General features: G+C 67.3%; 14 protein-coding genes. 10 read left to right on the top strand and 4 right to left on the bottom strand.

Features of this window, described 5'->3' with window-relative positions; translation table 11 throughout:
* The first annotated feature begins 58 nt into the window (after window positions 1-58).
* On the top strand, window positions 59-2,284 hold the full coding sequence (locus U1872_RS15435) for a beta-glucosidase (protein WP_332793802.1): 2,226 nt from the start codon (window positions 59-61) through the stop codon (window positions 2,282-2,284).
* 97 nt (window positions 2,285-2,381) lie between these two features.
* Here U1872_RS15435 and U1872_RS15430 read toward each other — a convergent pair whose 3' ends face one another.
* Window positions 2,382-4,079 carry a pectate lyase-like domain-containing protein gene (locus U1872_RS15430; protein ID WP_332793801.1) on the bottom strand — a complete coding sequence of 566 codons (1,698 nt, stop codon included), beginning with the start codon at window positions 4,077-4,079 and terminating at the stop codon, window positions 2,382-2,384.
* Window positions 4,080-4,315: 236 nt separating this feature from the next.
* On the opposite strand from U1872_RS15430, the gene U1872_RS15425 reads away from it, so the two are divergent.
* Window positions 4,316-5,128: a glycoside hydrolase family 16 protein gene (locus U1872_RS15425; protein ID WP_332793800.1), complete on the top strand. Its 813-nt coding sequence runs from the start codon at window positions 4,316-4,318 to the stop codon at window positions 5,126-5,128.
* Window positions 5,125-5,802, top strand: coding sequence for a DUF6445 family protein (locus U1872_RS15420; protein ID WP_332793799.1), 678 nt, complete (start codon window positions 5,125-5,127; stop codon window positions 5,800-5,802). The genes U1872_RS15425 and U1872_RS15420 overlap by 4 nt, the downstream gene beginning before the upstream one ends.
* On the opposite strand, the gene U1872_RS15415 is transcribed toward U1872_RS15420, so the two are convergent.
* Entirely contained in the window at window positions 5,799-8,051 is a 2,253-nt protein-coding gene (locus tag U1872_RS15415) for a beta-glucosidase family protein (RefSeq protein WP_332793798.1), read from the bottom strand. The genes U1872_RS15420 and U1872_RS15415 overlap by 4 nt on opposite strands.
* Window positions 8,052-8,269: 218 nt before the next feature.
* On the opposite strand from U1872_RS15415, the gene U1872_RS15410 reads away from it, so the two are divergent.
* From U1872_RS15410 to U1872_RS15385, 6 genes are all read left to right on the top strand, one after another.
* Complete coding sequence (locus tag U1872_RS15410) at window positions 8,270-11,347, top strand: TonB-dependent receptor (protein ID WP_332793797.1); 3,078 nt, start codon at window positions 8,270-8,272, stop codon at window positions 11,345-11,347.
* Between the two features lie 109 nt (window positions 11,348-11,456).
* Entirely contained in the window at window positions 11,457-12,980 is a 1,524-nt protein-coding gene (locus U1872_RS15405; protein WP_332793796.1) for a tryptophan halogenase family protein, read from the top strand.
* Entirely contained in the window at window positions 12,980-13,702 is a 723-nt protein-coding gene (locus tag U1872_RS15400) for a SapC family protein (RefSeq protein WP_332793795.1), read from the top strand. The genes U1872_RS15405 and U1872_RS15400 overlap by 1 nt, the downstream gene beginning before the upstream one ends.
* Window positions 13,695-14,726 (top strand): cupin-like domain-containing protein, encoded by a 1,032-nt coding sequence (locus U1872_RS15395; RefSeq protein WP_332793794.1) that lies wholly within the window; start codon window positions 13,695-13,697, stop codon window positions 14,724-14,726. The genes U1872_RS15400 and U1872_RS15395 overlap by 8 nt, the downstream gene beginning before the upstream one ends.
* Window positions 14,723-16,201: a tryptophan halogenase family protein gene (locus U1872_RS15390; protein ID WP_332793793.1), complete on the top strand. Its 1,479-nt coding sequence runs from the start codon at window positions 14,723-14,725 to the stop codon at window positions 16,199-16,201. The genes U1872_RS15395 and U1872_RS15390 overlap by 4 nt, the downstream gene beginning before the upstream one ends.
* 6 nt (window positions 16,202-16,207) lie before the next feature.
* Entirely contained in the window at window positions 16,208-17,254 is a 1,047-nt protein-coding gene (locus U1872_RS15385) for a LacI family DNA-binding transcriptional regulator (protein ID WP_332793792.1), read from the top strand.
* A 43-nt stretch (window positions 17,255-17,297) separates the two neighbouring features.
* On the opposite strand, the gene U1872_RS15380 is transcribed toward U1872_RS15385, so the two are convergent.
* Both U1872_RS15380 and U1872_RS15375 read right to left on the bottom strand, forming a co-directional pair.
* The gene (locus tag U1872_RS15380) at window positions 17,298-17,522 is read right to left on the bottom strand and encodes a hypothetical protein (protein WP_332793791.1); all 225 of its coding nucleotides are present in this window, start codon (window positions 17,520-17,522) and stop codon (window positions 17,298-17,300) included.
* An 83-nt stretch (window positions 17,523-17,605) separates the two neighbouring features.
* Entirely contained in the window at window positions 17,606-19,156 is a 1,551-nt protein-coding gene (locus U1872_RS15375; protein ID WP_332793790.1) for a cryptochrome/photolyase family protein, read from the bottom strand.
* A gap of 158 nt (window positions 19,157-19,314) precedes the next feature.
* Here U1872_RS15375 and U1872_RS15370 point away from each other — a divergent pair, with 158 nt between their 5' ends.
* Complete coding sequence (locus U1872_RS15370; RefSeq protein WP_332793789.1) at window positions 19,315-20,421, top strand: DUF475 domain-containing protein; 1,107 nt, start codon at window positions 19,315-19,317, stop codon at window positions 20,419-20,421.
* Window positions 20,422-20,429 lie beyond the last annotated feature (8 nt).

Below are 20,429 nucleotides of genomic sequence, written 5' to 3'. Positions count from 1 at the left end.
CGCAGCGCGTCGCGCTGCGGGGCTGTCGCCCCGACCAGACCGCAGACAGGTGATGCAGATGAAGACGAAAATCCGGACGCTCTTGCTGCTCTGCGCGGCGATCGTGGGACCTTTCGGCAGCGCGTCGCAGGCGAAGGCGCCGGCTGGCGCGAACGATCGTGCCGCGCATCAACGCGAGACGGCAGCCGACCGTTGGGCGGCCGAGACCGAAGCCAAGATGACCGATGACGAGCGCTTCTCGCTCATCCACGGCTTCATGGCGCTTCGCATCCCCGGGTTCGGCGACCCCAATCTGGTCTGGCCTGCCGACGTGGTGCCGGGCGCGGGCTATGTTCCCGGCATCGCGCGCCTCGGCGTCCCGTCGCTCCGCGAAACCGATGCGAGCCTCGGCGTGACAAACCCGTTCGGCGTGCGCAAGGGCGACACGGCGACGGCGCTGCCCGCAGGGCTGGCGCTGGGTGCGACCTTCGATCCAGAAATGGCGCGGCGCGGGGGCTACCTGGTCGCCAGCGAAGCGCGTGCGCGCAATTTCAACGTGCTGCTCGGCGGCGGGATCAATCTGACGCGCGATCCGCGGAACGGGCGCGCTTTCGAATATATCTCCGAAGATCCGCTGCTGTCCGGCCTGATGGGCGGCGCGGCGATCCGTGGCACGCAGGAAGCAGGCGTGATCAGCACGGCCAAGCATTTCGCGCTCAATTCGAACGAGACCAACCGGCACACCTGGAACGCGACGATCGACGAGGCGGCGCTGCGCGAATCCGACCTGCTGGCCTTCCAGATCGCGATCGAAACGGGCAAGCCGGGATCGATCATGTGCGCCTACAATCTGGTCAACGGCGCCAAGGCCTGCGGCAACGACTTCCTGCTCAACCGCGTCCTCAAGCAGGACTGGGGCTATAAGGGCTGGGTAATGAGCGACTGGGGCGCGGTGTCGTCCGCCGATTTCGCAGCGAAGGGGCTCGACCAGCAATCGGGCGACCAGCTCGACAAGCAAGTGTGGTTCGGCGCGCCGCTCAAGGCCAAGCTCGCCGACGGCAGCTTCGACCGCGCGCGGCTATCCGACATGGTGCGGCGCATCCTCCGGTCGATGAAGGCCGTGGGCGTCACCGACTGGACCGCGCAGCAGCCGGTGGACATGGCCGCTCACGCCGCCACCGCGCTCGAGATCGCGCGGCGCGGCATCGTGTTGCTCAAGAATGACGGCGTCCTACCGCTCGCGGCCGGCGCGCGCAGCATCGCGGTGATCGGCGAGAAGGCGCAGATCGGCGTGCTGTCGGGCGGCGGTTCGTCGCAGGGGCTGCCGCCGAAGGGCTGGGCGGCGAGCGATCCGATCGGCGGCGCGGGGCAGATGGGCAGCTGGCGCGTAGCGCGCTGGTTCGCCGGCGCGCCGACCGACGCAATCGCCGCGGCCGCGCCGGGGGCGAAGGTCGAGTTCGATCCCGGCCTCTATCCGCAAGCAGCCGCCGCGGCCGCGGCACGCGCCGATGTCGCGATCGTCTTCGTCAACAAATATGAGGTCGAGGGCTTCGATTCGCCTGACCTCGCACTCCCGCGCGGGCAGGACGCGATCATCGCGGCGGTCGCCAAGGCAAATCCGAATACGATCGTGGTGTTGCAGACCGGCAATCCGGTCGCGATGCCATGGCGCGACGAGGTCAAGGCGATCGTCGCCGCCTGGTATCCGGGGCAGGAGGGCGCGCAGGCGATTGCCGAGGTCCTGACCGGCAAGGTCAATCCGTCGGGCCGCTTGCCGATCACCTTCCCGCAAAGCGTCGAGCAATTGCCGCGCACGACGATCCCGAGCTTCGGCACGCCCGAGAACACCCAGGTCAGCGTCGCGATGAACGAGGGCGCCGACGTCGGCTATCGCTGGTTCGCGCGCAAGGGGCTCGCGCCGATGTACGCCTTTGGCCACGGGTTGAGCTACACCAACTTCGCCTACTCGGGACTGAGCGTCAGCGGCGGCAAGACCGTTGCGGTCAAGCTGACGGTGCGCAATGCGGGACCGCGCGCGGGCGCCGATGTGCCGCAGCTCTATCTCCAGACGATCGACGGCGTGGTCGAACCGCGGCTGCTGGGGTTCGAGCGCGTCGAGCTGGCACCGGGCGAAAGCCGCACGATCTCGTTCACCGTCGACCCGCGCTTGCTCGCCAAATACGACACGACGACTTCGCGTTGGCAGATCAAAGGGGGGCGCTATGGCGTAACCGTGGCACGATCGGCGACGGATCCGGTCCTGACCGGAAGCGTGATGTTGAAGCCGCAGCGTTTGGGTCTGTAACAGGGCCGTGCCGGCATCGCGCATGGCTGCGCACTCCGGGTAGGGACAGGCGAGCCTCCCAGCGTCCGCGATCGCCGAACCGAGAATCCTGGCCGGTTCAACCAGCGGGATATCGCCGCAGCGTCTGTCGGATGTTGCCAGGCCGCGCAGCCGCCCCCGCACCGTTGACCGGATGCGCGATCGTGCCCTTTCCGCCGCCGAGCGAGATCGTGGTGACATCGCCGATCTGCACGCCGGGCCTGTCGGGCACTTCGATTGCGCTCGCCAGGACGATCGACGGATCCGCGGTAAAGTTCGCATATACGCCCATGCCGACCGCCGCGTGATACCGCACGTGATCCGCAACCTTGTACGCCGCCCAGCCGCGATCCGAATCCGCGCGCCACGCGCGCTGACTCGGCGGGTCGTAGGGGAGTTCGTTCTGGTAGAAGAAGGTCCGCCCGCGCTCGCCGTTCCACAGCGTCTGCCAGCCCTGGAAATGTTCGACGAACAGGCCATAGCATGTAACGTCGTCGCCATTGACGACAAGCCCGTGCTCGGCCCGGCTCTCGGACCAGCCGACATGGACGCGGCCGCCCTCGCGATCGCCATGATCCGCGCGCCAGATCCACAGGTGATCGCCGATCACGTGACGGCTGTTGATCTCCAGGCAGGTCCCGACATTCCCGATCGCCGCCCCGCCGACGCGAAAGAAAACATCGGCCAGAAGCGTCGGGTTCGCCTGGTGGTCGCCGCTCGCGCCCTTGGGGCCGACTTGCAGCAGCACGGGCGACAGGATCGGGCCGGCATCGATCAGCAGCCCCGCGACCGACACGCCGGGGACGTCGTCGATCAGCATCGCGGCATTGCCTGCTTCGCTCAGCAGCGTCGCCAGACCTAGCCCAAGCACGATCGTATCGGCGCGGCGCACGTGGATCGGCTCGCGCACCCGATAGATCCCGGGCGTCAGCAGAAGGTGGCGGCCGCTGGCCAGCGCGTGGTTGATCGTCGCAATTGGTGTGGTCGGATCGGCGATGAGGAAGCGATCGAGCGATACGCTGCGGCCCGCCGGCGCCCCCTGCCACGAGACCCCGGAGACCGCCCGGCGCAGCGCCGGGACGAATACGCCCCAGACGCCGTCGGGTCGAACGTGCAGGAACGGCTTTTCGCGGATCACCGGCACATTCGGGAGCGTCGTGAACGGCGGCTCGGGAAAGCTGGTCGGCGGGGCGCCGGCGACACCCATGAACAGCATGTTCCAATTGGAGCCCTGCCAGCCGCCGAGCGCTGCGTTGCGCGTGAACCATTGTTGCTGCGTCCCCGAGCGGACCACGCCCTCGACCTGGCAATCGGCCATGAAACCACCGCTGGACCAGCCCCCGTCGTCGAGCGCGAGGTCACCGAAGAGGTGCATGCGACGATATGGTGCGGCCTGCGACACCGCCCAGCGATCCGCGCGATCGGGTGGTCGTATCGCCATGTTCTCGACCGATCGCCAGAAATTGACGAGCGCCATGCCCTTGGCCCAATCGGCTTCGGCATGGACATGGCCGGCGACCGTGACGTCGTCGGGCGCGAGGCCCAGCCCGGCGACCTGCGTGAAGAAACCGACGTTGATGTCGAGCCGGTGGACGCCCGGCGTGAGCAGCACGGCATAGCGACGATCGGTGAAATGGGCGCTTTCCTGCTGCGCGAACCAAGCGTCGATCCGCGCCTGTGCGCCGGACATGCCGGGATCGACGATCAGAACGTTGGGCCCCAGATCCGGATTTCGCGCGCCGGGCAGGGCGCGCGCCGCGACTTTGGATGCGCTCATCGCGGCGATGCCCGCCAGGACGCCGCGGCGTGTCGTTCCTCTCGTCAACCTCTCGTCCTTTTCTGGTCGCAGGATCTCGCTATCGCCCGATCCTAATGCACCGCGACCGGGAATGGCCACCACCAAGGTATGGCGCGTTCCCCGGTATTTTGCTGGTGGCCTCGATTGCGGCGGCGCTTTAAGCCGGGACGCGACGGGGCGGCCCAACGGCGGTCCGGGTGGGAAGAGGTGAGGCGGTGTCGAGTGTCGTGATGCTGTTCGCGCAGGCGGTGAGCCTGGCGGCGACCAACTATTCGGTGGACGTGCCGATGCGGGCGCCGACGACGCGCCCCGCTTTTGCCGACGAGTTCAGCGGACCGATCGATCAAGCCCGCTGGCGCTTCGACACCGAGCGCAACCAGCAGGGCTGGCCCAATCACGAGAAGCAATATTACGCCGCCGACCGGCGCGAGAATGCGCGGATCGAGCGGGGCGCGCTGGTGATCGAGGCGCGGCGCGGGGCGTTGCGGTCGCGCGCCGACTGGGGCGGGCAGGCCTACAGCTCGGCCAAGCTCGTCAGTCGCGAGTCGCTTGGCTACGGTTTCTACGAAGTCCGCGCCAAGCTGCCGTGCGGGCGCGGTACCTGGCCGGCGATCTGGTTGCTGCCGCAGAGCGGGACATGGCCCGACATGGGCGAGATCGACCTGATGGAGATGGTCGGCTGGCAACCGCGCGTAGTGCATGCGACGGTGCACAGCGGTGCGTTCAACCACACGCGCGGAACGCAGCGTGGTGCCGAAATACGCGTTGCGAGCGCGTGCACTGCTTATCATCTCTATCAACTCGACTGGCAGCCGCATGCGATCACGATCGGCGTCGATGGGCATGGCTATATGCGCGTTGCCGACGACCAGCCGGGTGGACATGCCGCCTGGCCGTTTACCGTTCCGTATCGGCTGATCCTCAACCTTGCGGTCGGTGGCGATTGGGGTGGGGTCAAGGGGATCGACGATGCCGCGCTGCCGCAGCGCATGTCGGTCGATTACGTCCGCCACTGGCCCGCACCGTGAGCACCCCCGCGATCACCGTCCACCGCGTCGGGCGCGAGGCGCAGCCGGTGGTCGTGATCGACGGCTTTTCCGCCGATCCCGATGCGTTGCGAGCGGCCGCGATCGCGGCGAGCTTTGGCCCTGCCGCGCAGCATTATCCGGGAATCCGGGCGGCGCTTCCGACGGCGTATGTGCCAGCGCAGCTCGCGGTGCTGGCCAGCGTGCTTGGCCCGATGCTCGGCCGCGGCGGTGCGGTCGACCTGATCGACGCGAGCTTCTCGATCGTGACGACGCCGCCCGCCGCGCTCGATATCCGCCAGCGCCTGCCACACTGCGACGCGTTCGGCCCTGACCGGATCGCGCTGGTCCACTATCTCGCCCCCGACGATGGCGACGGGACCGCCTTCTTCCGGCATCGCTCGACCGGGTTCGAGACGATCGACGATGAGCGCGCACCGATCTTCTTCGGCCAGCTCGAGGCCGAGCTCCGCCACGGCGGCGTGCCGCCCGCGCGCTATGTCACGGGCGATACGCCGCTGTTCGAGCGCACGCTCGAGATCGCGGGGCGGTACAACCGCGCGCTCGTCTATCCGAGCTATCTGCTCCACAGCGGCGCGATCGCGCCCGACGCACTGCTGTCGGGCGATCCCGCGGAAGGGCGGCTGACGGTCACCGCCTTCCTGTCGGTCGGCTAGGGCTTCATCGTCGCCGCGGTGACGTTCGCGGTCGAGACCAGCGCGCGATCGGTCGCATCGTGCGCCAGCGCGACACGGTAGCGGCCGCCCGCGACCCGCCAGCCCGGCAAGGCCGGATCATAGTCCGCCAGGATGCGCGGCTCGGCGACGAGCGTCACGCGCTTTGCCTCGCCCGGCTTCAGCGTGACGCGCTGGAACGCGGCGAGCCGCATCGGCACCGCCGTGCCGTCGCGCGTGACATACATCTGCGGCACGTCGGCGCCAGCGACGCGCCCGGTGTTGACGACCTCGAAGCTCATGCTGAGCTTGGCGCCGCCCGTCACTACCGGGTTGCGATAGGCGAAGCGCGTGTAGCTGAGCCCGTAGCCGAACGCGAAGAGCGGCGTGGCACGGGTCTTTTCGTACCAGCGATAGCCGACGTCGGCGCCTTCGGTGTAGTCGATCGGGAAGCTCGCCAGTTGATGGTCGCTGGCATGGCCGGGGTCGGCCGCGGCCTGCGCCTCGGCGCTGGTCAGGCGGTCGAGCCCAACGGGGGCGGCGCGCGGTGCCTGGCTTGCGCTGGCGGGGAAGGTGATCGGCAAGCGGCCCGACGGATTGACGCGCCCGGTGAGGATGTTGGCGATGGCGGGGCCACCACGCTGGCCGGGATACCAGGCCTGCACGACTGCGGGCACCGCCGACAGCCACGGCATCAGCACGGGGCCGCCGGTCTCCATCACTGCGATCGTCTTGGGCTGCGCGGCGGCGACCGCGGCGATCAGGTCGTCTTGCCGGTCCGGCAGCGACAGGTCGGCCACGTCCTGCGCCTCGGTCGTCCACTGCGTCGCAAAGACGATCGCGACGTCGGCGGCCTTGGCGGCGGCGGCGGCGGCGGCCGGGTCGCGGCCATCGATCCACGTTACCTGCGCTTGCGGCATCGCCGCGCGGATCGCGAGCAGTGGCGAGGAGGCGTGCCAGGTGACGCGGGCGAACGAGGACGCGGCGCCGCTGGTGAGCGGGATCTCGACCGGCGCGCCGCCGACCGAGCGCACCTGGCTCGACCCGCCGCCCGACAGCACGCCGACATCGGCACGGCCGCCGATCAGCACGACGCGCTTCGCGGTGCGCGCGAGCGGCAGGAGATCGCCGTCATTCTTGAGGAGGACGATGCCGGCTTCGGCGGCGCGCTGCGCGACCTCGGCGTGCGCGGCATAGGGGATCGGCTGCGCGGTGGTGGCGGGCGCATCATAAGCGCCGGTCTCGATCAGCCCGGTCAGATAGCGGATCACCATGTCGTCGAGCCGCGCCATCGGCACGCGACCGGCGGCGATATCGGTCTTGAGCGCTTCGGCGAAATAGATCGCGTGGTCGAGTTCCTGCCCCGACTCCTGGTCGAGCCCGGCATTCGCCGCCTTGGCGGTCGAGTGTACCGCTCCCCAGTCGCTCATCACCCAGCCACGATAGCCCCAGTCGCGCTTGAGCACGTCGTTAAGGAGGTGCGCATTCTCGCACGCCCAGTCGCCATTGACCTTGTTATAGGCGCACATCACCGAGCCGGGCTTGCCCGTCTCGATCGCGATCTGGAACGCGAGCAGGTCGCTCATCCGCAGCGCCGCCTCGCCGATCTTCGCGTCGACGACGGTACGGCCGGTTTCCTGCGAATTGAGCGCGAAATGCTTGACCGTCGAAACGATGTGGTTCGACTGGACCCCCGCGATGTGGGCGCCCGCCAGCATGCCCGAAAGCAGCGGATCCTCGCCGAGATATTCGAAATTGCGGCCGTTCCACGGATCGCGCGTTAAATTGACGCCGCCGGCGAGCAGCACGGTAAAGCGCTTGGCGCGCGCTTCGGCGCCGATCATCGCGCCGCCGGCCCGCGCGATCGCGGGATCGAAGGTTGCCGCGGTGGCGAGGCTCGAGGGGAGGGCGGTGGCGACGTCGCCCTTGCGCTGCTCGATCTGGTTGGCGACGCCGAGCGACGCGTCGCTCTCGCGAATCCGCGGAACACCCAGATGCGGGATGCCGTCGATATGGCCGGCCGACGGAATCAGCTCGTTCGGCGTCTTGCCCTTGGCCATTGGCGGGAAGAGACCGTGGACGAGCGCGATTTTCTCGTCGAGTGTCATTTTGGCAACGATCGCCGCCGCACGAGCGCGCGCGTCCTGCGCCGCCGCCTTCACGGTCGATTGGCCCGCCACGACCGGCGCAGTGCCGGCGATGCCGGAAAGCAGCGTTGCGCCGAGTAGCCAGCCATGAATCGTCTTCGCCATCTTCGAAATCCTCCCAGATCTTGGCGGGCATGCCGTCGCCGACGCGGGCTACCCCGCTTGGCCGTGCCGCCGCCTGTGGCGCATAGACAGCACATCCTGAGAACGTTCACAATAACCCGTTTCCGCCAGTTCGCCGACTTGACAATCGTTTGGCCGCGGAACAAGTGAACGTTCTCAAACAAGAGGGCGCTGGGGTAACGCGCCGCTACTCAGGGAGGATGACGATGGGGGGCTTTAGCACCCGTTTTGCTACGCGACTTGCACTGGGCGTTTCGGCGCTTGCGCTGTCGGGCTATCCGATGATCGCGACGGCGCAGGATGCGGCATCGACGATGGGCAACACCGGTCCGTCGACGACGCAGGACGCACCGACCAGCACCGCGACGACGCAGAGCACCGCGGCCGCGGACGGCACCGATACGGGCGGCGACATCGTCGTCTCCGGTATCCGCGCCAGCCTGCGCAGCTCGATCAACCTCAAGCGCAACGCGCAGGGCATCGTCGACGCGATCTCGGCTGAGGATATCGGCAAGTTCCCCGACACCAACCTGGCGGAATCGCTCCAGCGCATCACCGGCGTGTCGATCGACCGGTCGAACGGCGAAGGCCAGTTCGTCACCGTCCGCGGCTTCGGCCCCGAGTACAATCTCGTCACGCTCAACGGTCGCCAGCTCGCGACCTCGACGATCGGCGACGGCAACAGCGCACCGGTTTCGCGCTCGTTCGATTTCGCCAATCTCGCGTCGGAAGGCGTCGCGGCGCTCGAAGTCTACAAGTCGGGCCGCGCCAGCGTTCCGTCGGGCGGCATCGGCTCGACCATCAACATCCGCACCCCGCGTCCGTTCGACAAGCCCGGCATCCGCGGTTCGCTGTCGGCGCGTGGCGTGGTCGACACGTCGCAGAATGGCGGCAAGGACGTGACGCCCGAAGTGTCGGGCATATTCTCCGATACGTTCGCCGACGATCGCATTGGCGTGCTCGTGCTCGGCTCGTTCCAGGAACGCCACTTCAGCGCGAACCAGGCCAATATCGGCTTCCGCGACGGCTATCTCGGCGCCGAGAACAATTGGGGTTCGCTTGCGCAGCCGGGCGACCCGCGCGCGGCCAACATCACCAACCGTCCGGGCCCGACCGATGTCTATCAGGTGCCGCAGAATGGGGGCTACGACGTCGTCAACGGCAAGCGCCAGCGCATCAACGGGCAGGCGGTGCTGCAGTTCAAGCCGACCGACACTCTGACCGCGACGTTCGACTATACCTATTCGCGCAACACCGTCGACATCCGCGATAACAGCGTCGGCATCTGGTACAACCATAACGACACGTCGAGCTCGTGGACCAACGGCCCCGTCGCGGGCCCGAACTTCTACACCGAGCGGTTCGGCGCGGCGGAGACCAAGGATCTTGCCTATTCGGCGTCGCAGACGTCGGCGCGCAGCGAGAACAAGGCGATCGGCGGCAACCTCACCTGGAAGGCGCCGGGCGGCGTCACCGTGGTGCTCGACGTCAATCACTCGACCGCGACATCGAAGCCGAACAGCCCGTACGGCAACAGCAACTCGGTCGGCACGGCCGTGTTCGGCATCCAGAACCAGACGATCAATTTCCAGAACCAGCTGCCCGTCATCTCGTACAACATGTATTCGGGCATCGATCCGCTCAATGCCGCGAACATCGTCCCGACCGGCAACGCGTTCCGCAATTCCTACTTCCGCGACGAGATCAACCAGGTCCAGTTGAAGGGGCATTACGACCACGGCCACGGCTTCCTCGAAAGCCTCGACTGGGGCGTGCAATATACCGACAACAAGGTCCGCTCGGCCTATAGCGTGCTGCAGAACGACACGTGGGGCGGCACCGGCGGCGACAGCGCAGCGCAGCGCGCGGCAGCGGCGGCGTTGCTGCCCGACAATCTGTTCACGCTGACCAGCATTCCCGACAAGTTCTCGGGGATCAGCGGGGCCAATTCCGCCGACATCGTCAAGTCGTTCTACACGTTCGACCTGCCGAGCGTCGTCAAGCTGCTCGACCAGGCGTACAACATCTGCGGCGGTGCCGGGCAGTGCCTGCTCCCGTACACGACCGACTCGCGCGTGCGTGAGAAGACGATCTCGCCGTATTTCCAGTTCAATGGAAAGTTCGACGTGTTCTCGGTGCCGGGCCACATCATCGGGGGCGTGCGCTATGAGACGACCGACGTCAGCGCGACCGCGCTGGTGCCGAGCCCGTCGGGAGCGCGGCAGAATTCGCAGAACGAGTTCAACATCCTGTTCAACGGGAGCGCTTTTACCACGTTCAAGGGCAGTTATCAGAACTGGCTGCCGTCGGTGGATTTCGACATCGAGCCGACCGACACGATCAAGCTGCGCGCGTCCTACAGCCATACCATCACGCGCGCGGATTATGGCAGCTTGCAGGGCGGTCGCCGGCTCGACACGTTGTTCCGTGTCGGCGGCGGTTTCGGCTCGGTCGGCAATCCTAATCTGATCCCGTACAAATCGAAGAACATCGATCTCTCGGCGGAATGGTATTATACCAAGGAGAGCTACATCTCGGTCGGCTATTTCCACAAGAATGTGTCGAACTATATCGGCAGCACGGTGGTCAACCAAACGATCCCGGGGATCACCTCGCCGACCACCACCTTCAACGGTGTGACGCAGAACGGTCCGCGCTATCAGGCGGCGCTCAATGCGTTGGGGGCAAATGCCACCTTCGCGCAGATCCGCGACTATATCGGCGCCAATTATCCCGGCGGCGTGGTCAACGGGACGATCGTCGCGCAGCCGAACGATCCGCTGATCAACTTCGTGATTACGACGCCATTCAACAGCGCGAATTCCGCCAGCGTCGATGGCTTCGAATTCGCGATCCAGCACAATTTCTGGAACACCGGGTTCGGCACGATCCTCAACTATACGATCGTCCGCGGCAACCAGAATTACGACAACCGTCTGCCCTCGAGCGTAGCGCAATTCGCGATCACCGGTCTGTCGGACAGCGCCAACGCGGTGCTGTTCTATGACAAGAACGGGTTGCAGGCGCGTGCTGCGTATAACTGGCGCAAGGGGTATCTGACGTCGACGGGGGGAGGGATCAACCCGACCTACATCAACACCTACGGCCAGCTCGACGTCAGCGCGAGCTATGCGATCACCAAGAATGTGTCGGTGTTTGTCGAGGGGATCAACGTCAACAGCGAGGATCGCAGCGGCCATCTGCGCTCGGATCGCAACATCACGTTCGTGACCAAGCAGGACCCGCGCTACTCGGCGGGGGCTCGGATCACCTTCTAACAGCAGGTGCCACGCCACCCTCGCTGCGCGAGGGTGGCGTTTCCCGGGGCTACAGGGCACAAGTGCCGCGAACCGGCCCGGGGTCGGACCACGCAACAGGACGGGCCAAGTGGATACGGCCATCTCTACCGTCATCATCGTCGGCGGCGGCACCGCGGGCTGGCTTGCCGCCTGCCGCATCGCTGCGGCCGCGCGGCCGTCGGCGGCGGCGCCGATCACGGTGACGCTCGTCGAATCGCCCGACGTTCCGACGATCGGGGTGGGCGAGGGGACGTGGCCGACGATGCGCGCCACGCTCGAGCGGATCGGGATCGGCGAGGCCGAATTCCTGCTCGCTTGCGATGCCTCGTTCAAGCATGGCTCGCGCTTCCGCGGCTGGGCGACCGGCGCCGCCGACGACGTCTATTTCCATCCTTTCACGCCGCCAATCGAGACGGATGCGCGCGCGCTCGTTGCCGCGTGGCAGGCCGAAGCCGCGGGTGCGCCGTTCGCCGACATGGTCTCGCCGCAGCCGCAGGTCGCGGGGCAGTGCCTCGCGCCGCGGCAGCGGGCGATGCCCGATTATGCGGGGGCACTGAACTATGGCTATCATCTCGATGCGGGCAAGCTCGCGGCTTTGCTGATGCGGCACGCGACCGAACGGCTCGGCGTGCGGCACGTGCGCGATCATGTGATCGGTGTCGATCGCACGGAGAAGGGCGAGGTGATCGCCGTAAACACCCGCGACACCGGCGCCGTCGCGGGTGATCTGTTCCTCGATTGCACCGGCCACGCCGCGCTGTTGGTGGGGGACGTGCCGTTCATCGACCGCAGCGACGTGCTGTTCAACGATCGTGCCTTGGCGGTGCAGATCCCGGTCGCCGCCGACAGCCCGATCGCCGCGCAGACCGACGCGACCGCGCATGCGGCAGGATGGATCTGGGACATCGGCTTGCCGACCAGGCGCGGTGTCGGCTGCGTCTATTCCTCCGCGCACATGAGCGACGACGCCGCGCTGGAAACGCTGAGCGCGTATCTCGGCACCGCCGGGCCGATCACGCCGCGCCGGCTGACCTTCCGCTCGGGCCACCGCGCGCAATTCTGGACGGGCAATTGCCTGGCGATCGGGCTGTCGGCGGGGTTTCTCGAGCCGCTCGAGGCGTCTGCGATCGTCACGATCGAACTGGCGCTCGACGCGCTGCTCGACGACTGGCCGACACGCGCAACGATGCCGTTGACGGCGGCGCGCTTCAACACGCTGTTCCGCTATCGCTGGAACCGCATCGTCGAATTCCTCAAGCTGCACTATGTGCTCAGTCGGCGCGAAGGGCGGTATTGGCAGGACCACCGCGATCCCGCATCGATCCCGCCGCGGCTCGCCGAACTGCTCGCGCTGTGGCAGCATCGGCCGCCGACGCGCGCCGACTTCCCGATGGTCGACGAGCTGTTTCCGGCGGCGAGCTATCAGTATATCCTGTACGGCATGGGGGCAGCGGTGCCCGATCCCGGGCCGCTGCGCGGCGCCCCGCCGCCGTCGCTCGCCCCGATCGCGCAGCGCACGCGCGGCATGGTCGCGACGCTGCCGCCGATCCGCGCCTATCTCGATGCGTGCCGCGCGGCACACCAACTGACCGCTCTGGAGCTTAGCAACTGATGGCCAACCACGTCCTGCTCACCAGCGACGATCACCGCACGTTGCGCATCACGCCCGCGCGGGGTGCGGATTTGGGCGACGCGGTGATGTCGTGCCTGATCGTGCCGAGCGAATTCCGCCGCGTGCAGAACGACTATCCGATCCTGTTCCGCCTCACGCCGCAGCGCGACCGCTTCCAGGCGCTCGCGATGTTCGGGTTCGAGCCCGGCGAGAATCTGTTCCTCGACGGGGAGCGGTGGGACGCGCGCTATCGTCCGCTCGCGATGGCGATCCAGCCCTTCCTGATCGGCCACCCCGCGACCGAAGGCGGCGACAAGCAGATCCATCTCGACCTCGACAGCCCGCGTGTCGCGAGCGGCGGCGAGGGCGTGCGCGTGTTCGATGATCTCGGTCGGCCGTCGCCCTATCTCGAGACGATCGCCGCGCAGCTCGGCGAGCTCGATGCCGGCTGGCAGGCGAGCGAGGGCTTCTTCGCGGCGCTCGCGCGGCACGAATTGCTCGAGCCGCTGACGCTCGAGATCACGCTGGCCGACGGCAGCACCAATCGGCTGGTCGGCTATCATGGGATCGCCGAGGAACGCCTCCAGCAGCTCGACGCGGCGGCGCTGGGCGACCTGCATGCCGATGGGCATTTGCTGCCGGTGTTCATGGCGCTCGCTTCGCTCAGCAACGTCGCCGAGCTGATCGAGCGCAAGAGCCGACGGGATGCACCGCATGGCTGAAGCCGATCCCGGCGTCTTCAAGGATCTCGCGTCCGTGCCGGAGATCGCGGTCGCGGATGCGGCCGAGCTCGACGCGCGGCTGCGCGCGGCCGATGCGCCGTTCGTCGTGCGCGGGCTGATCAAGGACTGGCCGCTGGTCGAGGCGGGGCGCCGCTCGTCGCGCGAGGCGCGCGCCTATCTGCTGCGCCACCACCGCGACACCGCCTTCACCGTCGCGATTGGCGAGCCTGGCGGTGACGGCCGGCTGTTCTACGACGCGGCGATGGCGATGAACTTCCGCACGCTGCGCGCCAAGCTGCCCGACATCTTCGGGCGGATCGACGCGATCGAGGGCAAGGCGGGGGCGCCACCGGTCTATCTCGCCTCGATCGACATGCACCAGTTCTTCAATGGCCTGTATGAGGCGAACCATGTCGATCTGGGCGATCGCACGTGTCTCGCGAGCATCTGGATCGGCACCAAGACGCGGATCGCCGCGCATAACGACTTGCCCAACAATCTGGCGTGCGTGGCGGCGGGGCGGCGCCGCTTCACGCTGTTTCCGCGCGAACAGTTCCGTAATCTGCATCTCGGGCCGATCGACAACACGCCCGCGGGGCGCGCGATCAGCATGGTCGATTTCCACGCGCCCGACGCGGAGCTGCACCCGCGCTTCCCCGAAGCGCTCGAGCATGCGCAGGTCGCCGAACTCGAGGCGGGCGATGCGCTCTATATCCCGGCGATGTGGTGGCATCACGTCGAGGGGCTCGCCGATTTCAACGTGCTGGTGAACTATTGGTGGCGCGAGACGCCGCGCTGGATGGGCTCGCCGCAGGACGCGCTCAACCATGCGCTGCTCGCGATCCGCGACTTGCCCGCCGACCAGAAGCGGCACTGGCGCGACCTGTTCGACTATTATGTCTTCGACAATGGCGACGACGTCACCGCGCATATCCCCGAGGAGGGCCGCAGCGTGCTCGCCCCGCTCACCCCGGAAAGCGCCGACCGCATCCGCGCCTTCCTGCTCAGGAACCTCAGCCAATGATCGCCAGCCCACGTCGTATCGTCGTTGCCGGGGGCGGCACCGCCGGCTGGATGGCCGCCGCCGCGATCGCGCGCACGATGGGCCGCACTGCTGCTGTGACACTGGTCGAATCCGATGCGATCGGGACGGTCGGGGTGGGCGAATCCACGATCCCGCCGCTCGTCACCTACAACCGGCTGCTCGGCATCGGCGAGGCCGATTTCATGCGGGCGACGCAAGCGACCTTCAAGCTCGGCATCCTGTTCGATGGGTGGAAGGACGGGACCGACCGCTATTTCCACTCGTTCGGGACGACCGGGCAAGACCATTGGTCGGCCGGCTTCCAGCATTTCTGGATGAACGGGCGCGAGCGCGGGCATGATGCGGCGTATGACGCCTATTGCCTCGAGCTCGTCGCCGCGATGGAGGGCAAGTTCGCGCATCTCCCCGACGAGCGGATGAACTATGCCTATCAGCTCGATTCCTCGCTCTACGCGCAGTTCCTGCGGCGGATGGCCGAGGGCGATGGCGTGCGGCGGATCGAAGGGAAGATCGCGCGGGTCGCACTCGATGGCGAGAGCGGCGACGTTGCCGCGCTGCATCTGGAATCGGGCGTGGTCGTCGAGGGCGACCTGTTCCTCGACTGCACCGGGTTTCGCGCGCTGCTGATCGAGCAGGCGCTGCACGCCGGCTATGACGACTGGAGCCACTGGCTGCCGTGTGACTCGGCGATCGCCGTGCAGACCGAGAACGTCCGGCCGCCGGTGCCCTACACGCGCGCGATGGCGCACGATGCGGGCTGGCAGTGGCGCATCCCGCTGCAGCATCGCACCGGCAACGGCATCGTCTATTGCAGCCGCTACCTCGACCGCGACGCCGCGCTCGAGCGCCTGCTCGGCAATGTCGAGGGCACGGTGCTGACCGAGCCGAACAATATCCGCTTCGTCACCGGCGCGCGGCGGCGGCAATGGCATCGCAACGTCATCGCGATCGGTCTGTCGGGCGGGTTCATGGAGCCGCTCGAATCGACCAGCATCCATCTCATCCAGCGCGCGATCCTGCGGCTGATCCGGATGATGCCGGGCGGCGCGATCTCGCCGCGCGACATTGCCGAGTTCAACGACCAGCAATTCGCCGACATGGAGCAGATCCGCGACTTCCTGATCCTCCACTACAAGGCGACCGATCGGCGGGATTCCCCCTTCTGGCGGCAATGCGCGGCGATGGAGGTGCCCGAGAGCCTGGCGCAGAAGATCGCCCTGTTCCGCGAGACGGGCCGCGTGTTCCGCCGCAACGAGGAATTGTTCGCCGAGAATAGCTGGGTGCAGGTGATGCTGGGGCAGGGGATCGCGCCCGCGGCCTATCACCCGATCGCCGACAAGCTGCCCGACCAGGAACTGGCGAAATTCCTGGCGACGCTGCGCGAGAATGTCGCGCGCACCGTCGCGGGGTTGCCCGCGCACGCCGACTATGTCGCGCAATATTGCGGCGGCTGACCCGGAATGTCGCGCAGACGGCAGGCCGTCACGATCAAGCATGTCGCGGCGGATGCGGGCGTGTCGCTGCAAACCGTCAGCCGTGTCGTTAACAAGGAGGCCGGCGTCCGCCCCGAGATGGTCGCCCGGGTGCAGGAAGCGATCGACCGGCTCGGTTATGTGCCGTCGATCGCGGCGCAGCGGATGGGCGGATCGCGCTCCTATCTGATCGTCGCGCTCAACGACCGCGAGCGCACGCTCGCCGACTGGCGCGCGCGGCAGGGCACCGACTGGGTCGACCAGATGCTGCTTGGCGGGATGCTGACCTGCGCGACCTACGGCTATCGCATGATCGTCGAGCTGGTCGACACGCACAGCGACCATATCGCGCGCGAGCTGATGGGGGCGATCGCCGCACTCCAGCCCGACGGCGTGATCCTGACGCCGCCGCATTCGGAGAACCCGTTGATCATCGATCTGCTCGCGGCGCAGCGGATCAGTTTCGCGCGGATCGGGTCGCGGCGCGCGGGCGCAGGGTTCGCGCTGTCGATGGACGAGGAGCGCGCGGCGCAGCTGGCGACCGAGCATCTGATCGCGCTGGGTCATGATCGGATCGGCTTCATCGGCGGCCCCGACGACTATACGCTGAGCGGATGGCGGATCGACGGCTGGCGTGCAGCGATGGCTGCGGCGGGCCTCGCCGACGATCTGCTGGTGCGCGGCGATTTCGGCTATGCGTCGGGGCGCGATGCCGCCGCCGCGCTGCTCGACGCGGCCGATCCGGCGACCGCGATCATCGCGAGCAACGATCAGATGGCGCTCGCCACGCTCGAGTTGTGCCGAGAGCGCGGACTTGCCGTGCCGCGCGACGTGTCGCTGATCAGTTTCGACAATACGCCGATCGTGCGCTTCACGCACCCGCCACTGACCGCGATCGATCAGCCGATCGCCGATCTTGCCGCGCGCGCGGTTGAGCTCATCATCGGCGAGCTTGCGGGGCGCGACGCGCCCGAGCAGCCGATCATCGTTCCGGCGAAGCTCGACTTGCGCCAATCGACCGCCCCGCGCCGCTAGCGAAGCCGGGGAGCGACCGAGGGCCGCGCGTGTCGCGGTCTGGTCAATCCGGCGGTGCTGGCGAGCGATTGAACCGCGCCACAGGATCCTGGTCCGTCCCGCGCGCGAAGATCACCGTGTCGATCGGATGCATGTCCTGCTGCGCCCAACGATCCCAGTCGCGGTGGATGAAGTCGGGCTTGCCCCAGATGCGGACCGCCGAATGATATTCTTCGCCGCGGAAGCCGACGAAGTGGACTGCGGGCGTAACTTCGAACAGATCGGCCATCACGGTCGCTCGCACGCCTCCCACGAGCGCCGCTGTCCCGCGCGCTTCAAGAGGGGCGGGCCTTGGATCCTCGCGGGCAAGGGTCAGCGCGCCCAGCCCGGCGCCGCCGGCACGAGCGTTTCGAGGAACGTGCCGGCACTTGCGCGGTAGCTGTCGCGGACGTCTTCGGTCATCCGGTCCCAATTGGCGTAGGCCGTCGCCATCCGCCGGTTGCGGCGAAAGCGCTTCTCGTGGCGCGCGAGGAAATCCCAGTAGAGCGCGTTGAACGGGCAGGCGTCCGGACCGGTCTTGCGTTTGACGTCGTAGCGGCACGTCCGGCAATGGTCCGACATGCGGTTGATGTAGCCGCCGCCGCCCGCATAGGGCTTGGTCGCGAGCCGGCCGCCATCGGCATGCTGGCTCATCGCGAGGACGTTGGGCAGCTCGACCCATTCGTACGCATCGGCATAGACGACGAGAAACCAGTCGGCGACCTCCTGCGGCCGGACGCCCGCCAGCATCGCGAAATTGCCGAGCACCATCAGCCGCTGGATGTGGTGCGCATAGGCGTTATCGCGCGTGTTGCGGACCGCTTCCGACAGGCACAGCATGTCGGTCTCGCCGGTCCAGTAGAATTCGGGCAGCGGCCGGGTCGCGTCGAGCGCGTTGGCGTCGGCGACCTCTGGCATTTCGAGCCAGTAATAACCGCGGACGAATTCGCGCCAGCCGATGATCTGGCGGATGAACCCCTCGGCGGCGTTGAGCGGGACGGTGCCGGCGGCATAGGCATCGGCGGCGGCCTGCGCGACTTCGAGCGGGGTGAGCAGACCGAGATTGAGCGCCGGGCTCAGCCAGCTGTGGAACAGGAAATCCTCGCCCGTCACCATCGCATCCTGATAGGTGCCGAAATCGGGCAGCGCGGTGCGGATGAAATGCGCCAGCGCCGCGTGTGCCTCCGCCGCGGTGACGGGAAGCGCGAAGGCCTCGAGCGCGCCGAAATGGCGCTCGAACCGCGCCGCCACCAGCGCGATCACCGCTTGCGTCGTCTCGTCGGGGACGAAGCGCAGCGGCGCGGGATAGCGGACGCCGCGCTTGGGCGGCGCGCGGTTTTGCGCGTCGAGGTTCCACTGGCCGCCCTCGGGATTGCCCTCGGCGGTCATCAGCAGCCCGGTCTTGCGGCGCATCTCGCGATAGAAGAACTCCATCACGAGATCGTTGCGCGCCTGCGCCCAGGTCTGGAATTCGAGGATGCCGCAGACGAAGCGGTCGTCGGGAAGGATCTGCACGGGCAGGCCGAAGTGCTCCGACCAGCCGTCGATCATCGTCTTGACGCGCCATTCGCCGGGTTCGACGATGCGGATCGCGCTCGGGCGGTGGCGCGTGACCGCGCGCGCGACTTCGGCGGTGAAGCTGCCGGCATTGTCGGGATCGTCGAGTTCGACATAATCGACCCGCCATCCCGCCGCGCGCGCTTCGGCCGCGAAGTGGCGCATCGCCGAAAAGATCAGGGCGATCTTGATCTTGTGGTGGCGGACGTAGCCGGTCTCCTCGGCAACCTCCATCAGCAGCAGCACCGCGTCGCCCTGCGGGCCATCGCGCAGCGACGCCAGGCCGTGAGAAAGCTGATCGCCGAGAATGGGAATAAGGATCGTCATGCGTGCCAGTCTAGCCGGGCTGCGACGAGGATCGCCAGCGTTGTGCGCGCGTGCTGCGATAAACAGCGTGGCGACAAACCGACGAACCGGACTATGGAGCGGATGAATAGGTCGGGATTCGCCGAGCGCGGGCCGTCCATCAAAATTCCGGGGACGCAATGAAGAACTTCTACGGCTCGATCGTCTTTACGATCCTCTGCCTGATCCTGGCCGGCGTGCTTGGCTACGCCAAGGCGGGAACGATCGCGGTAGTGCTGCAGTTCGTGTTCGTGGCAGCAGTGCTCGGCGCGATGGAGGCGTCGCTCAGCCTCGACAATGCGGTGGTCAACGCCTCTATCCTCAAGGACATGGCGCCGGTGTGGCAGCGTCGCTTCCTCACCTGGGGAATGCTGATCGCGGTGTTCGGGATGCGGATCGTCTTTCCGATCCTGATCGTCGCGGTCTCGGCGATGATCAGCCCGTGGGAGGCGACGCGCGTCGCCTTCGCCGACCCCCAGCGCTACGCGGCGATCGTCACCGGCGCGCATGTCGGCATTGCCGGCTTCGGCGGCGCCTTCCTGCTGCTGGTCGGCCTGAGCTTCTTCTTCGACACCAATCGCGCGCATCTGTGGCTGGCGTGGATCGAGCGTCCGCTCGCCGCCTTCGCGCGAATCCCGCTGGCGCCCTATATCGTCGTCGCGTGCGTGATCGCCGGGCTGTCGTTCCTGCTCGACGACGCTGCACAGCGCAGCTTCCTGATCGCGGGCGCGGGCGGGATCGTCGCCTTCTTCGCGGTCCACCACGTCGCCGACTGGATCGGCGGATCGGGCGATGCCGATGCGACGACCGGCAAGGTCGTCCGCACTGGCCTGGGCAGTTTCGCCTATCTCGAATTCCTCGACGCGAGCTTCTCGTTCGACGGCGTGATCGGCGCGTTCGCGATCACCAACGACATCATGCTGATCGCGCTCGGGCTCGGCATCGGCGCGATGTTCGTGCGCTCGATGACGATCGCGCTGGTGCATGGCGGACACCTAACAGAATACAGGTATCTCGAACCGGGCGCCTTCTACGCGATCCTCGCGCTGGCGGTGATCATGCTGATCAGCATCCGCGTCGAGACGCCCGAGATTGTCACCGGGCTGATCGGCGCCGGGATCATCGTGCTCGCGCTGTTCGCCTCGATCCGGCACAAGAAGCGCTTCCCCGAGGAATATAGCGAGGACGGCGAGGGCGACGCGATCTATCCCGACGGATCGAGCCTGGCGGCGCACCGCACCCGCTGACCCGGCGC

Origin of the sequence: Parasphingomonas frigoris (assembly GCF_036663815.1) — a bacterium.
Taxonomy (GTDB): domain Bacteria; phylum Pseudomonadota; class Alphaproteobacteria; order Sphingomonadales; family Sphingomonadaceae; genus Sphingomonas.
The sequence above is the reverse complement of the archived record's forward strand: the minus strand, read 5'-3'. Positions and strand labels throughout refer to the sequence as shown.